The sequence below is a fragment of the Micromonospora sp. LZ34 genome, from assembly GCF_052981855.1.
In genome coordinates this window covers 130,270-143,386 of sequence record NZ_JBRIQN010000011.1, presented here as the reverse complement: position 1 = coordinate 143,386, position 13,117 = coordinate 130,270, and the positions used below count along the sequence as shown (strand labels likewise).

The 13,117-nt window shown below is 73.0% G+C and carries 15 protein-coding genes; 4 read left to right on the top strand and 11 right to left on the bottom strand.

Going from position 1 to position 13,117, the window contains the following annotated elements:
* Positions 1-75 precede the first annotated feature (75 nt).
* From ACVCAH_RS15005 to ACVCAH_RS14975, 7 genes are all read right to left on the bottom strand, one after another.
* A complete protein-coding gene (locus ACVCAH_RS15005; RefSeq protein ID WP_447136729.1) occupies positions 76-486 on the bottom strand; it encodes a VOC family protein in 411 nt (136 codons plus the stop codon).
* A 5-nt stretch (positions 487-491) separates the two neighbouring features.
* Complete coding sequence (locus ACVCAH_RS15000) at positions 492-872, bottom strand: helix-turn-helix transcriptional regulator (RefSeq protein WP_447136789.1); 381 nt, start codon at positions 870-872, stop codon at positions 492-494.
* Between the two features lie 139 nt (positions 873-1,011).
* On the bottom strand, positions 1,012-1,197 hold the full coding sequence (locus ACVCAH_RS14995; protein ID WP_447136728.1) for a hypothetical protein: 186 nt from the start codon (positions 1,195-1,197) through the stop codon (positions 1,012-1,014).
* A gap of 39 nt (positions 1,198-1,236) precedes the next feature.
* Positions 1,237-1,683, bottom strand: a complete 447-nt coding sequence (locus ACVCAH_RS14990; protein WP_447136727.1) for a VOC family protein — start codon at positions 1,681-1,683, stop codon at positions 1,237-1,239.
* Positions 1,684-1,853: 170 nt separating this feature from the next.
* Positions 1,854-2,633, bottom strand: a complete 780-nt coding sequence (locus tag ACVCAH_RS14985) for a glucose 1-dehydrogenase (protein WP_447136726.1) — start codon at positions 2,631-2,633, stop codon at positions 1,854-1,856.
* Positions 2,633-4,480 carry a glycoside hydrolase family 15 protein gene (locus tag ACVCAH_RS14980; protein ID WP_447136725.1) on the bottom strand — a complete coding sequence of 616 codons (1,848 nt, stop codon included), beginning with the start codon at positions 4,478-4,480 and terminating at the stop codon, positions 2,633-2,635. Before ACVCAH_RS14980 ends, ACVCAH_RS14985 begins: the two co-directional genes overlap by 1 nt.
* 167 nt (positions 4,481-4,647) lie before the next feature.
* Entirely contained in the window at positions 4,648-5,286 is a 639-nt protein-coding gene (locus ACVCAH_RS14975) for an HD domain-containing protein (RefSeq protein WP_447136724.1), read from the bottom strand.
* A gap of 169 nt (positions 5,287-5,455) precedes the next feature.
* Between ACVCAH_RS14975 and ACVCAH_RS14970 the strand changes: the two genes are divergently transcribed.
* Positions 5,456-6,439 (top strand): GlxA family transcriptional regulator, encoded by a 984-nt coding sequence (locus tag ACVCAH_RS14970; protein ID WP_447136723.1) that lies wholly within the window; start codon positions 5,456-5,458, stop codon positions 6,437-6,439.
* A 127-nt stretch (positions 6,440-6,566) separates the two neighbouring features.
* Here the strand turns inward: ACVCAH_RS14970 and ACVCAH_RS14965 are convergent, their stop codons facing one another.
* Together ACVCAH_RS14965 and ACVCAH_RS14960 are read right to left on the bottom strand one after the other, a co-directional pair.
* Positions 6,567-8,144, bottom strand: a complete 1,578-nt coding sequence (locus ACVCAH_RS14965; protein ID WP_447136722.1) for a beta-N-acetylhexosaminidase — start codon at positions 8,142-8,144, stop codon at positions 6,567-6,569.
* A gap of 123 nt (positions 8,145-8,267) precedes the next feature.
* Positions 8,268-8,870 (bottom strand): GNAT family N-acetyltransferase, encoded by a 603-nt coding sequence (locus tag ACVCAH_RS14960; RefSeq protein ID WP_447136721.1) that lies wholly within the window; start codon positions 8,868-8,870, stop codon positions 8,268-8,270.
* 156 nt (positions 8,871-9,026) lie between these two features.
* On the opposite strand from ACVCAH_RS14960, the gene ACVCAH_RS14955 reads away from it, so the two are divergent.
* A complete protein-coding gene (locus ACVCAH_RS14955) occupies positions 9,027-10,160 on the top strand; it encodes a hypothetical protein (protein ID WP_447136720.1) in 1,134 nt (377 codons plus the stop codon).
* Positions 10,161-10,164: 4 nt separating this feature from the next.
* Here the strand turns inward: ACVCAH_RS14955 and ACVCAH_RS14950 are convergent, their stop codons facing one another.
* On the bottom strand, positions 10,165-10,905 hold the full coding sequence (locus ACVCAH_RS14950; RefSeq protein ID WP_447136719.1) for a class I SAM-dependent methyltransferase: 741 nt from the start codon (positions 10,903-10,905) through the stop codon (positions 10,165-10,167).
* 13 nt (positions 10,906-10,918) lie between these two features.
* Positions 10,919-11,647: an SDR family NAD(P)-dependent oxidoreductase gene (locus ACVCAH_RS14945; protein WP_447136718.1), complete on the bottom strand. Its 729-nt coding sequence runs from the start codon at positions 11,645-11,647 to the stop codon at positions 10,919-10,921.
* A gap of 76 nt (positions 11,648-11,723) precedes the next feature.
* On the opposite strand from ACVCAH_RS14945, the gene ACVCAH_RS14940 reads away from it, so the two are divergent.
* On the top strand, positions 11,724-12,557 hold the full coding sequence (locus tag ACVCAH_RS14940; protein ID WP_447136788.1) for a patatin-like phospholipase family protein: 834 nt from the start codon (positions 11,724-11,726) through the stop codon (positions 12,555-12,557).
* A 40-nt stretch (positions 12,558-12,597) separates the two neighbouring features.
* Entirely contained in the window at positions 12,598-13,056 is a 459-nt protein-coding gene (locus ACVCAH_RS14935) for a peroxiredoxin (RefSeq protein WP_447136717.1), read from the top strand.
* The last annotated feature ends 61 nt before the right edge of the window (positions 13,057-13,117 follow it).

Sequence of the window (13,117 nt, the reverse complement as noted above, 5' to 3'; positions counted from 1 at the left end):
GTGCCGGCCGGGGTGGCGCAGGAACCACGGTATCCACGCCGCTCCCGGTGCCGTACGTCCGGTCACCGCGGCGGCTCAGCGCAGTTCCTGCATGCGGATCATGTTGCCCGCGGGGTCGCGGAAGGCGCAGTCGCGGACGCCGTAGGGCTGCTCGGTCGGCTCCTGGACCACCTCGGCGCCGCCGGCCGCCAGCTTGGCGAAGGTGCCGTCGAGGTCGGCGGTGGCCAGGTTGACGCCGAAGTAGCTGCCCTTGGCCATCAGTTCGAGGATGGTGCGGCGCTCGTCGTCGGTGAGCCCGGGGGTGGCGGTCGGTGGGTGCAGGACGATGGACGTGTCGGGCTGGTCGGCCGGCCCGACCGTGATCCAGCGCATCCCCTCGTATCCGACGTCGTTGCGGACGTCGAAGCCGAGGGTGTCCCGGTCGAAGGCCAGGGAGGCGTCCGGGTCGGTGTGCGGGAGGAAGCTCGAGTGGATGGTGATGCCCATGGCAGTCACGCTAGGTGCGGCCCCGAGGCGGGCGCTTCTCGATTCCTGACCGGTCTGGTCACCTGTTTCGCCACGCACGGGGGCATCCCCGCCGTCGCGCGCGCCGCCTGCTCCCGGTAGACGCTGGGCGGCACGCCGACCAGTTCGGTGAAGCGGGTGCTGAAGGTGCCCAGCGATGAGCAGCCGACCGTGAAACAGACCTCGGTGACGCTGAGGTCGCCGCGACGCAGCAGCGCCATGGCGCGCTCGATGCGCCGGGTCATCAGATAGGCGTACGGCGACTCGCCGTAGGCGAGCCGGAACTGGCGGCTGAGGTGCCCGGCCGACATGTTCACGCCGCGGGCGAGCGCCTCGACGTCCAGCGGCTGCGCGTACTCCCGGTCCATCCGGTCCCGGACGCGGCGCAGCAGCGCGAGGTCGCGCAGGTGCTGCGCCAGGGCGGGACTGCCGGTCACAGGAGAGATGATAACGACGCGCGGGAGGTGGCCGGCGCCGCGGCGGTCGTCGCCGGGACCCGACGGTCGCTCAGGTGCCCGCTGCCGGTGTCGCCGGGCCGGAGCGGCCGGTCTGCTCGTCCAGCATGTGCTGGGCGTACCAGTCCGGCCAGTCCGGGTCGGGGTGCCCGATCTCCTCCTCGTAGCGGCCGTGGGCGTCCGCCGCCCGGCGCAGTGCGGCTGCCAGCTCGGCCACCGACTCATAGGTCGCCGGCATGCGGGGCCTCCTCTTCCGCGAGAGGGGCCGTTGCGGCACTCACCACAGCCGGCCGGGGAAGCGCGTGGTGACCTCCTGGAGGTACCAGCCGTTGCCGTCCGGGTCGTTGAACGAGGCGAAGGAGAAGTAACTGCCCCGGTCCGGTGCCAACCCGGGGGCCCGTCCTTGCCCGTTCGCAAGAGGCAGTCCGCCGGCCGCCTGGTGGAAGACCTCGCTCACCTCGATGCCGCGGCCGACCAGCTCGGCCCGGGCCGCCTCGATGTCGTTCACCACCAGGTACAGGCCCTGCATGGAGCCGGGCGCGGCCGAGGTGAGGCTGGGACCCAACATGATCGAGCAGTCCGACCTGGGCGGCGTCATCTGCACCACCCGGGCATCTCCCTCGCCTTTGTCGATGTCCTCCCGGCACCCCAGCGCCGTGTAGAAGTCCTTGGAACGTCCCACGTCGGCGACGGGCAGCACGATGAACTCGAGCTTCATGTCCATGACGTCGGCTCCTCTCCCCCTGCGATGGCAGCGACGTACGACCACCGTCGGTCCCTGCGGCCGTGGCTGGCCTCTGCGCCCATCCTCGACCAGCCGCGGCCAAAGGATGCGAAGAACTCCAAAACGTGCGAATCTCGTGGATAGTGCAACGCCGACGGCAGTGGCCGTCGTCAGGCGCCCTGGCCCTGGTTCTGCATCAGGCCGCCGTCCATGAAGTAGGTCGAGCCCGTGACGTAGTCGGCGTCGTCGCTGGCCAGGAAGACCGCGACCTTGGCGATCTCCGCGGGCTCCGCGGCCCGCTTCCAGGGGATGCTCTGCACCTGCTCCTCGAGGTACTTCGGATCGTCGATGGCCCGCTGGTTGAACGGGGTGAGCACCATCCCGGGCCCGACGTTGTTGACGTTCATGTGCATCGGGGCGACCTCCAGGGCGAGGCTCTTGGCGAACTCCAGCAGCGCGCCCTTGCTGGTGTCGTAGTCCGCGCCGCCGGCCCGGGCGACCTCCTGGTGGATCGAGGTGGTGTTGATGATCTTTCCGTGGCCGCCCTGGTCCCGGCGGTGTTGCACGAAGCGCCGGGAGCAGAAGAACGCGCCGTAGACGTTGACCCGGATGGCCCGGTCCCAGGTTTCGGTGTCCAGGTCGGCGACCGGGATGCCGGAGGCGTCCACCCCGGCGTTGTTCATCAGGATGTCCAGCGTGTCGAACTCCGCCAGCGCCTCGTCGAACATCGCCTCGACCTGGTGTTCGACGCTGATGTCGCCCTGCACCACGACGGCCCGCCGGCCCGCCTGCTCCACCTTGGCCTTGGTGTGGTTGGCGCCGGCGTGGTCGTGCAGGTAGTGCACCACCACGTCGGCGCCCTCCCGGCCGAACTCGATGGCGGTGGCCTGTCCGATCCCCGAGTCCGAGCCGGTGATCAGGGCGGTCTTGCCCTCGAGGCGTCCAGTCATCAGCGTGCTCCTTCCGTCCGTCCCGTACCGGCCGGCACGGGTTGTCGCGGCCGGCCGGCGGCGGCGCGCCGTTCGGCGGCCTCGGTGAGCCGGCCGGCGGCATTGATCAGGCCGATGTGCGAGAAGGCCTGCGGGAAGTTGCCCACCTGCTCGCCGGTGAACGGGTCGATCTGTTCCGCGAAGAGCCCCAGGTCGTTGACCCGGCCGGCGAGCCGACCGAACATCCGGCGGGCCCGGTCCACCTCACCGGCCAGCGCCAGGCAGCTGACCAGCCAGAACGAGCAGATGACGAAGCCGGCCGGGTCGCCGTCCCAGCGGCGCAGCAACCCGTCGTGGGACAGTTCGCGTTCGATCACGCGCACCGTCGAACGCATCCGCGGGTCGTCGGCCGGCAGGAAGCCGACAAGCGGCATGAGCAGCACCGAGGCGTCCAGGTTGTCGGAGTCGAAGGCCCCGGTGTACGCGCCGAGCCGCTCGTGCCAGCCCCGGGTCAGTACGGCCTCGCGGACCTCGTCCCGGGCGGCGGCCCAGCGGGCCACGTCGGCCTGGTCGCCGAGCCGTGGGCCGAAGCGCACGGCCCGGTCCAGCGCCGTCCAGCACTGCACCTTGGACGACACGTAGTGCCGTTCGGCGTCCCGGGCCTCCCACATGCCGGCGTCCGGCCGGCGCCAGTTGCGTGCCGCCTGGTCGGCCAGGTCGCGCAGCAGCTGGCGCACGTCGGGCATCATCGGGTCGAGGTAGTGGCGCATCAGCCAGGCCGCGTCGAGGATCTCGCCGAGCACGTCGGACTGCCGCTGTCTCCAGGCGTCGTTGCCGACGAAGACCGGCCGGCTGTCGGCGTACCCGGAGAGGTGGTCGAGGGGGTGCTCGGTGAGATCCCGCTCCCCCTGCACCCCGTACATGATGGGCACCGGTTCGTCACCGATGCGCCCCATCGCCCGGGCCACCCAGGTGAACTGCCGGTTGGCCTCGTCCGGGCAGGCCGACCGCCAGAGGGCCTGGAGGGTGAGGCTGAAGTCGCGCACCCAGACGTAGCGGTAGTCGTAGTTGCGGTCCCCGCCCAGTTCCTCGGGCAGTGACGTGGTCGCCGCCGCGACGATCGCGCTGCTGGGTCGGTAGGTCATTCCCTGCAGGATGAGGGCGCTGTGCCGCACCTCGTCGCGGAACAGGCCGCGGTACTGGTCGGCGTGCAGGTCGGCCCAGGAGCGCCAGCCGGCGACGGCGTCGGCGACCACCCGGTCGGCGTCGGGCACCGCGGGCGGGTCGGCGTCGTAGGTGGGCGCGTGGCCGAGGGTGAAGCGGTAGGTTTCGCCGGCCCGGACGGTGAAGCTCGCGGTGGCGTCGCCCTCCCGCCGTCGCAACGGGACGTCGCCGCGCAGGCTCAGCCGGCAGGCGCCGGCGTTCGCGTCGACCACGCCGTCGTGTTCGGTCAGGTAGGCGGTGACCCGTCCGTACTCGAACCGCGGACGGTAGTCCAGGCGCACCGGCACCTCGCCGGAGAGCCCCTCGACCACGCGGGCCAGCACCCGCGGTGAGCGCAGGCCGATGTCGTGGCCGCGCGCGCCGGGCTCCAGCGCGAGGGCGTCGGTCAGCGCCACGCTGCCCTGCCGGGTGGTGAAGACGGTACGCAGCACGAGCGTGTCGGTGAGGTAGGACCGTTCGGAGGTGAAGTGCTCCGCCGGCTGGATCGACCAGTAACCGGCGTCGTCGTCGAGCAGCCGCCCGAAGACGGACGGCGCGTCGAAGCGTAGTGGGCACCACCAGTTCACCGATCCGGCCCGGTCCACCAGGACCCCGCTGCGGCCGTCCGCCAGAAAGCCGTGGTCGCCGATCCGTCCGCTCTCCACGCGGGTGCCTACCCGGCCGGACGGGTGGCATACCTCAGCGCCACCGGTGGTGCCCGGGCAGGGCCGGTCCAGGTAGCCCAGGGTGGATGAGACGGGACAGCCGGCGAGAAACCAGCACGACCGGCCGGCCAGCGTCGGCCGGTCGTCCGCCGTGATCGGCGGCCGGCTCACTCCGGCCAGTCACTGCCCAGGATGATCTCCACGAAGTCGTCCCGGACGAACGACGGGTCGTAGTGCGCGAGCACGTCCGCGTTCACGTTGCCGAACGTGGTCCGGGGTCGGTGCGCGTTGCCCTTCGTGAAGGCGGCCAGGATCCGGCGCTTGAAGTCGGGACGCGGGTGGGCGGCGGTCACCTCGGCGATCCGGGCCGGATCCAGGTCGCGGTGGCCGATGCCCAGCACGTCGGTCTCCACGCCGGCGGTGACCAGCGCGATCTCCGGGTCGAGGTGGTCCGGTACGCCCGGCGTGGTGTGCAGCGCGACGGCCAGCCAGACCTTACGCGCGTCCTGCGCCGGGCGGCCGTGCTCGAGCAGGAACCGCTCCGCCGCCCGTGCCCCGTCGACCTCGAAGCGCAGGTCGGCGCTGCCGTACGCACTCGTCAGGCCGAGGTCGTGGAACATCGCCCCGACGTAGAGCAGTTCCGGGTCCGGGGACAGGCCGCGCCGCTCCCCCTGCAGCGCGCCGAACAGGAACACCCGGCGGGAGTGGTGGTACAGCAGGTCGTCGGTGGCCCGCCGGACCAGGTCGGTCGCGGCGGCGGCGAGCGGCGTGTCCGGGATGGTGATCCCGGCGATGATCTCGGTCATTCGGGTGGTCCCTTCGGCGGCGGGCTGGCCGCGTTCGTGGTGGTCGCCTTGTGCTCCGCCGATGCTGCCGGGACTAGACTCGGCCCGGCCATGTCCGTGAGGACACCTATGCCACGGATACGGACATGAGCCGGCCGGGTCGCGGAAGGGCCACGAGGAGGTGCCGGGAATGGCCAGGTCACGACCGCATCGGGTCGGTGTGGTGGTCTTCGACGGGGTGCAGCTGCTCGACGTCTCCGGTCCGGTGGACGTGTTCGACGCGGCCAGCCGACGCGGCGCCGGCTACACGGTCGCGCTGCTCGGTTGGCGGTCGGCGCAGGTACGCACCTCGTCCGGGGTGCGGCTCGTCGCCGACACCACCGTCGACGACGCCGAGCCGGTGGACACCCTCGTGCTCACCGGGGCGGACGACCTCTCCGCGCTGCCCGGCACGGCCGACGTCCGGGCCCGGCTGGGCCGGCTGGTCCGGCCGGACACCCGCCTCGCCGCGATCTGCACCGGCGCGTTCCTGCTGGCCCGCACCGGTTGGCTGGCCGGGCACCCGGCCACCACCCACTGGCGGCACACGGCGCGGCTGCGGGCCGAGTTCCCGGCGATCGAGGTACGACCGGACGCCATCTACGTGCGCAGCGGGCGCTTCGCCACCAGCGCCGGGGTGACCGCCGGGATCGACCTGGCGCTCGCCCTGGTCGAGGCGGACCACGGTTCCGGACTGGCCCGCGAGGTGGCCCGGGAACTGGTGGTGTTCATGCAACGCCCGGGCGGACAGTCCCAGTTCTCCGTCCGGCAGGACCTGCCGGCGACCGGCGATCAGCGGCTGCGCCGGGTGGTCGACCGGGTGGCCGCCGACCCGTCGGCGCCGTATCCGGTGGAGGCGATGGCCCGCGACGCCGCCGTCACCTCGCGCCACCTGCGCCGGCTCTTCCAGCAGGAGTTCGGCCTCACACCCGGCCGCTACCTGGAGCTGGCCCGGATCGAGGCTGCCCGGGCGTTGCTGGAGCAGGGCGGCACGGTCACCGAGGCCGCCCGGCGCAGCGGGTTCGGCAGCGACGAGACGCTGCGGCGGGCGTTCGTCACGTCGTACGGCATCCCGCCCTCGGTCTACCAGCGCCGCTTCCGGACCACTGCGGTACGGACCGGGACTGGATCTTGACCGTCGGCGACGGTAGTGGCCGTGTCCGCGGTGGTCGTCGCGCGGCCACGGGCTGGTAGGGCGGCGCGGGTGAACCGCGCCGTGGCGGGTCCGGGCCGCTGCCGGCCCGGACCCGCGGCTCATCCGGTCAGGACCACGGCACCTGCGGCGACGGGTAGAAGTCGACCTCCTGCAGGCGCCACCGCGGCGCCTGCGCCCCCAGTCGCGTCTGGAACGACTCCCAGTCGTGGCTGGCCGCCGTGGACCAGCCGAGTTCGGCGATCGCGGGCAGGCGCGGGAAGGCCATGTACTCGATGTCGTCCAGGCTGCGCAGGGTCTCCGACCACAGTGGCGCCTCGACGCCCAGGATCGCGTTCTCGCCGACGCCGGTCACCCGGGTCGCCGGATCCCAGCCGTACGCGTCGTCCACCTCGGTGTAGCCGGCCCAGGACAGCCCCAGCCGGGTGGTGGGGTCGTACTTCATGTCGAGGTAGGCCTTGCTGGCCGGTGACATGACCACCTTGTTGCCCCGGGCGGCGGCCTCGGCCAGGTCGGCGTTGGTGGTGCCGGTCCCCCAGAACTGGGCCACGACGTCGGTCGGCGGGTCGACCTGCATGACCTCGTTCCACCCCGAGGAGCGCTTGCCGTACTTCGCGACCAGCGGCAGCACCCGCTGCATGAAGGTGCGGTAATCCTCGTCGGTGGTCGCGTGCGCCTCGTCGCCGCCGATGTGCAGGAACGGGCCGGGCGTGATCGCGGCGAGCTCGCGGATGACGTCCTCGACGAACCGGTAGGTCAACTCGTCGTCGATGCACAGCGAGCTGTAGCCGACCGCCATGTCGGTGCGCGGCGGCGGCGCGACCCCGTCACAGTTCAGCTCGGCGTAGGTCGACTGGGCGGCGTTGGTGTGCCCGGGCATGTCGATCTCGGGGACGATGGTGATGTGCCGGGCGGCGGCGTAGGCGACGACGGCCTTGTAGTCGGCCTTGGTGAGGTAGCCGGGGCCGGCGCCGTCGACGCCGGTGCCGGGGCCGCCGCCGACGGTGGTCAGGCGCGGCCAGGAGTCGATCTGGATCCGCCATCCCTGGTCGTCGGTCAGGTGCAGGTGCAGGTAGTTGATTTTGTACTGGCTGAGCAGGTCCACGTACGCGGTGATCTCGTCGACGGTGTGGAAGTGCCGGGCCAGGTCGAGCATCGCGCCGCGGTAGGCGAAGCGCGGGTAATCCAGGATCCGTCCGCCGGGCACGGCCCAGGTGACCCGCTGCCGGTCGGGCGCCTCGATCTGGGCGGGCAGCAGCTGGCGCAGGGTCTGCGTACCGGCGAAGAGCCCGGCCGCGGTGTTCGCCCGGATCGTCACCCCTCGGCGGGTGACGTCGAGTTGGTAGCCCTCCTGGCCGACGCGTCCGTCGGGGCCGCCGAGGAGCAGGGCGATCTCGGGCAGCGGTGTCGAGCGGGCCGGCAGCACCGGCAGCGGGTAGCCGGTGGCGGGGCGCAGTGTCTCGGCGAGCTGCCGCCCGACCCGCCAGGCGTCGGCCGAGCCGGGTGAGGTGCGGATGACGGTGAGCGGGCCGAGCGTGAACGTGCCCCGGGCGTCGGGGCGGGTCTCGACCGGTGCGGGGACCACATCGCCCAGCTGCCGGACCGCGGTGACCGGCGTGGCGGCGGCCGGGGCGGCGGGAAGGGCCAACGGCAGTCCGAGTGCGGCTATGGCCAGCAGCCGCGTCATGGTGTTCCGGCGACGCACGAATACCCTTCAGGCCCTCGTGTGATCGGTGATTGTCGATCTGAACCCGGACGCTACCCGCGTCTCCCCCGAACTGTAAACCTTCCTTATCGTGACGGTTGCGGCTCACCGCCGCATCGACGACGAGACATCCGGGGTGGAGTCGGTGGCGAGCCGGGCGTGCAGGTGCATGTCGTGCCAGCCGTCGGCGTGCCGGCCCTCGCCACGTTTGGTGCCCTCGGCGGTGAAGCCGGCCCGCAGCGCCACCCGGCAGGACGCGGGGTTGGCCGTCGAGTGGGACAGCTCCACCCGGTGCAGGCCGAGCCGGCCGTGCGCCCAGCCGGCCAGCGCGGTCAGCGCGCGCGGGGCGACACGCCGGCCCCGAGCGGCGGGCAGCACCCAGTAGGAGACCTCGGCCAGCCCTTCGGCGAGGTCGAGCCGGCGCAGGCTGATCTGGCCGAGCACCCCGGCGTCGTCGACGACCGCCCAGCCGGCGCCGGTCTCGCGTCGCCACCGCTCGGGCCAGCTGCCGATCCAGTCGCGGGCCTCGGCGTCGGTCATCGACCGGCAGTGCCAGCGCCGGATGGCCGGGTCGGCGTAGCCGGCGACCACGGCGTGACGGTCGGCCGGCCGCCAGGGACGCAGCCGTACGCCGTCGGCGTCGATCTCGGGTTGCGGCAGGCGCGCCAGCGTGCCGGGTGTCACCAGCGGTGGGACGAGCAGGGGCATGCGGTCGATTGTCCCGCCGGCACCCCGCTCCCCTGCCCCGGCGCGCCACCTGAGGATCAGGCGGCGCGGCAACCGGTCCGGTGACGGGCCGGAGCCGTTGCGTGACACCCGCTGATGGGCGATCATCGATCCCACCTGCGCCACACGGGAGGACGCGTGGGCAAGCGGATCGCAGTGGTTCTCCGTCGTGGTCTGCGCTGGCGTCTGCGCCGGGTGGCCGGTTCCCTGGCGCTGGTGGTGCTGTCGGTCGCGCTGCTGGCGTGGGGTCGGGCGGCGGAAGGCTACGACGGGGACGTGTTGCTCAACATCGGAGCCAGCATCGTCATCGTCGCTCTGACGTACGCGATCTTCGATCCGCTCTTCGAGGAGCTGCGCCGGTCCCGGGTGGAGGAGCACCCGCGCCTGGACGATGAGGAGTTCAGCGCGCACGTGGCCGGGGCGCAGGCCATGGTCGCGATCATGGACACGGGCAGTCATCTGCTCGAGGGCGGTGGGCGGGAGCGGTTCCTGCGCGCCCTGCGGGCCGCGCTGCACAACGGGGTGGTCGTCCGGGTGCTGCTGCTCGACCCCGACTCGGCCGCCGCGTCCCAGCGGGCCGAGGAGATCCGGCCGGTGGACGTCCGGGAGGTGCTCGTGGACAACCTGCGCCGGCTCAACGACTTCGCCGGGTCCCTCGACCGGGAGCCGCGTACCCGGTTCCAGGTGCGCATCTACGACGCCTCGCCGTCGATCCACATGTTCCGCTGGGACGACAAGGCGCTCATCTCGTTCTTTCCGATCGGTGCCCGGGCGTCGGCGTCGCCGCACCTGGAGGTCTTCATGGCCAGTCCGCTCGGGGAGTTCGTGGCGAGCCGCTTCGACGACCTGTGGGCGCATCCCAGCACCCGGCGGCTGGACGAGTACGTCTGCCTGCCGCTGACCGTGAATCACGGTCACCGGGTGCTGCGTTCCTGCGAGGTGCACTTCGTCGTCGCCGCCGACGAGTGCTGCATCGACGGCTCGCCGATGGTGGACCAGCTCACCGACCACGGAACCGGGCCGCTGGAGGTCCGGCTGTCGCGTCCGCTGACCGTCCACGGGTGGTCGGGTACGTCGTTCCGGCTGGTCCGGGTGGACGGGGACGCCGAGCGGGTGCGGGTGCTGGCGTTGTTCGACGCGAAGTACGGCCCGCGCAACGTGACCGGTCCGGGGCGGGCGCGGATCGCGCTCCGGCTGATCCCGCGGCTGGAACTCGTCCCGGGTGCCGGGGGCGGCGTGACCGACGGTGGCGCGGAGGTGTCGGCGGGCTGACCGGTCAGCCGGTGGCGGGGCGGCGGGCGAGGACCAGGTCGGTGCGCAGGCGCAGGGTGACCGTGCCGCCGAATCCGTCCACCACGGACCGCAGCGCGGCCAGGGCGCGGGCCTGCTGGTCGGCGGAGTGTTGCCGGTACGGGCCGAAGGTCTGCAGCAGGTGCAGGTAGCGGTCGGTGGTCAGGTCGATGTCGCGGTGGACGGTGTCGGTGCGGATGTCGGTGAACAGGCCGCTGGCGGTGATGTCGTGGTGGAACCAGCCGGCGGGTCGTTCCTCGACGGTGGGGTCGATGGCGCGCAGCGCGGTGTCGATGGCCCGGCCCTGTTCGGGGTCGGCGTAGCCGTACTGGTGGCCGAAGACGGCGAGGGTGCCGCCGGGGGTGAGGGCGGCGTGGGCGCGCTGGTTGCGGGTGGCCGGGTCGAGCCAGTGCCAGGCCAGCGCGCAGGCGATCAGGGGTACGCCGCCGGCGGGTGGCCGCCACTGCTCGAAGCTCTGGGCGGCGACGGTCACCTGCGGGTACTTGGCGGCCAGCAGGGCGGCCATCCGCGGGTCGGGTTCGACGCAGGTGAGCGGGGCGCCGAGGCGCAGCAGCACCTCAGTGGCCTTGCCGGTGCCGGCGCCGAGCTCGACGACGTGCGCGGGGGCGCCGCCGTGGTAGGCACGGACGGTGTCGGCGATCGTGGCGGGATATCCGGGGCGGGCGTCGTCGTAGAGGTCGGCGACGTCGCCGAAGACTCCGGTCATGGGCCCGATGATGTCAGAGGCCGCCGGCGACGCGCAGGACCGCGCCGGTGGTGTAGGAGGCGTCCGGGCTGAGCAGCCAGGCGACCGCGCCGGCGACCTCGTCGGGTTCGCCGGCGCGGCCGAGGGGGATGCGGCCGGCGGCGCGGTCGGGGCGGTCGGGTTGACCGGAGAGGGCGTGGATCTCGGTGCGGATGACGCCGGGGGCCACCGCGTTGACCCGGATCCCGCGGGGGGCGAGTTCCTTGGCCAGGCCGGTGGTGAGGGTGTCGGTGGCGGCCTTGACGGCCGCGTAGTGCACGTACTCGCCGGGGCTGCCGAGGGTGGCGGCGGCGGAGGAGACGTTGACGATGGCGGCGCCGCTGCTCATCCGGCGGGCGGCCTGCTGGGCGCAGAGGACGTAGCCGATGAGGTTGACGTCGACGACGTGGCGCAGGTCGGTGGGGTCGAGGTCGGTGAAGGGCCCGATGGGGCTGGTGACCCCGGCGTTGTTGACCAGCCCGGTGAGGTCGCCAAGGTCGGCGGCGGCGTCGAAGAGGGCGGTGACCTGGTCGGGGTCGCGGGTGTCGGCGGCCACGGCGACGGCGCGTACGCCGGTGGCGCGCAGGTCGGCGAGAACGGCCTCGGCGGCGTCGCGGTCGCGGCGGTAGGACAGGGCGATGTGATGGCCGGCGTGGGCGAGCCGGCGGGCGGTGGCGGCGCCGATGCCGCGACTGCCGCCGGTGATGACGGTGACGGGATTCAACGGACCTCTCCCCTGCCGTGGCTGCTGCGCCGACGTTACCGTGACCGGCACGTGCCGGCGGGGAGGGGTGGATCACATAACGCGGGCGTTGGTGCTCGGTGGCGGCGGGGTGACCGGGGTCGCCTGGGAACTGGGGGTGGTGGCCGGGCTGGCCGAGCGGGGCGTGGCGCTGGCCGAAGCGGACCTGGTGGTGGGCACCTCGGCGGGGTCGGTGGTGGGTGCGCAGATGTGTTCGGGCCGCCCGGTGCAGGAGCTGTACGAGGCGCAGTTGGCGCCGCCGCGGGGTGAGGTGGCGGCGCGGTTCGGGTTCGCCGCGGTGGCGCGGCTGGTGTGGGCGGGCGGGCGTACCCGGGACGCGGTACGGGCACGGGCCCGGATCGGCGCGATGGCGCTGGCCGCGCGTACGCCCTCGGAGCAGTCGCGGCGGGCGGTGATCGAGGCGCGGTTGCCGGTGCGGGACTGGCCGGCGCGGCGGTTGCTGGTGACGGCGGTGGACGCGACCTCGGGTGAGTTCGTGGCGTTCGACGCCGACAGCGGGGTGTCGCTGGTGGACGCGGTGGGGGCCAGTTGCGCGGTGCCCGGGGTGTGGCCGCCGGTGACGATCGGTGGGCGGCGGTTCATCGACGGCGGGCTGCGCTCGGCGGTGAACGCGGATCTGGCCCGGGGCGCGCGGCGGGTGGTGGTGCTGGCGCCGACCACGGCGGCGTTCGGGCCGATGCCGCGATTGTCGGCGCAGGTGGCGGCGTTGCGGGCGGAAGGGGCGCAGGTGGTGGCGGTGTCGCCGGACGCGGCGGCGCGGGCGGCCATCGGGCGTAACGTGCTGGACCCGGCGCGGCGGGCGGCGGCGGCCCGGGCCGGTCGGGTGCAGGCGGCGGCGGTGGCGGACGAGGTGGCGGCGGTGTGGGGGTGATCCTCTACGCTCGCCGCGCGTCGGTTCGAGGTGGAGGTGCGTGGTGCTGGATGTCGGGGACGTGGTGGCGGACTTCGCGCTGCCGGACCAGACGGGGACGGTGCGGCGGCTGTCGGAGTTCCTGGCGGCGGGGCCGGTGGTGCTGTTCTTCTACCCGGCGGCGATGACCCGCGGCTGTACGGCGGAAAGCTGTCACTTCCGGGACCTGGCGGCGGAGTTCGCGGCGGTGGGCGCGCAGCGGGTGGGGATCAGCCGGGATCCGGTGGCGAAGCAGGCGGAGTTCGCCCGGTTGCACGGGTTCGACTATCCCCTGCTGTCGGATCCGGACGGTGTGGTGGCGGGCCGGTTCGGGGTGCGGCGGCGGCTGCCGCTGGGACCGTTGAGCACCCGGCGGGTGACGTTCGCGATCGGCGCCGACCGGCGGGTGATCGAGGTGGTCCACAGTGAGCTCAGCATGACCGGGCACGCGGACCGGGCGCTGCGGGCGTTGGGTGGGTGATCCCGCTGCGGTGCTGTCGCAGCCGGCTGGTATCAAGGCAGGAATCAAACAGGTGTACGGA

Excerpts from the sequence above, each read along its gene's own strand:
- ACVCAH_RS15005 (WP_447136729.1), bottom strand. The coding sequence starts at position 486 with ATGGGCATCACCATCCACTCGAGCTTCCTCCCGCACACCGACCCGGAC.
- ACVCAH_RS15000 (WP_447136789.1), bottom strand. The coding sequence starts at position 872 with ATGGACCGGGAGTACGCGCAGCCGCTGGACGTCGAGGCGCTCGCCCGC.
- ACVCAH_RS14995 (WP_447136728.1), bottom strand. The coding sequence starts at position 1,197 with ATGCCGGCGACCTATGAGTCGGTGGCCGAGCTGGCAGCCGCACTGCGC.
- ACVCAH_RS14990 (WP_447136727.1), bottom strand. The coding sequence starts at position 1,683 with ATGGACATGAAGCTCGAGTTCATCGTGCTGCCCGTCGCCGACGTGGGA.
- ACVCAH_RS14985 (WP_447136726.1), bottom strand. The coding sequence starts at position 2,633 with ATGACTGGACGCCTCGAGGGCAAGACCGCCCTGATCACCGGCTCGGAC.
- ACVCAH_RS14975 (WP_447136724.1), bottom strand. The coding sequence starts at position 5,286 with ATGACCGAGATCATCGCCGGGATCACCATCCCGGACACGCCGCTCGCC.
- ACVCAH_RS14970 (WP_447136723.1), top strand. The coding sequence starts at position 5,456 with ATGGCCAGGTCACGACCGCATCGGGTCGGTGTGGTGGTCTTCGACGGG.
- ACVCAH_RS14965 (WP_447136722.1), bottom strand. The coding sequence starts at position 8,144 with ATGACGCGGCTGCTGGCCATAGCCGCACTCGGACTGCCGTTGGCCCTT.
- ACVCAH_RS14960 (WP_447136721.1), bottom strand. The coding sequence starts at position 8,870 with ATGCCCCTGCTCGTCCCACCGCTGGTGACACCCGGCACGCTGGCGCGC.
- ACVCAH_RS14950 (WP_447136719.1), bottom strand. The coding sequence starts at position 10,905 with ATGACCGGAGTCTTCGGCGACGTCGCCGACCTCTACGACGACGCCCGC.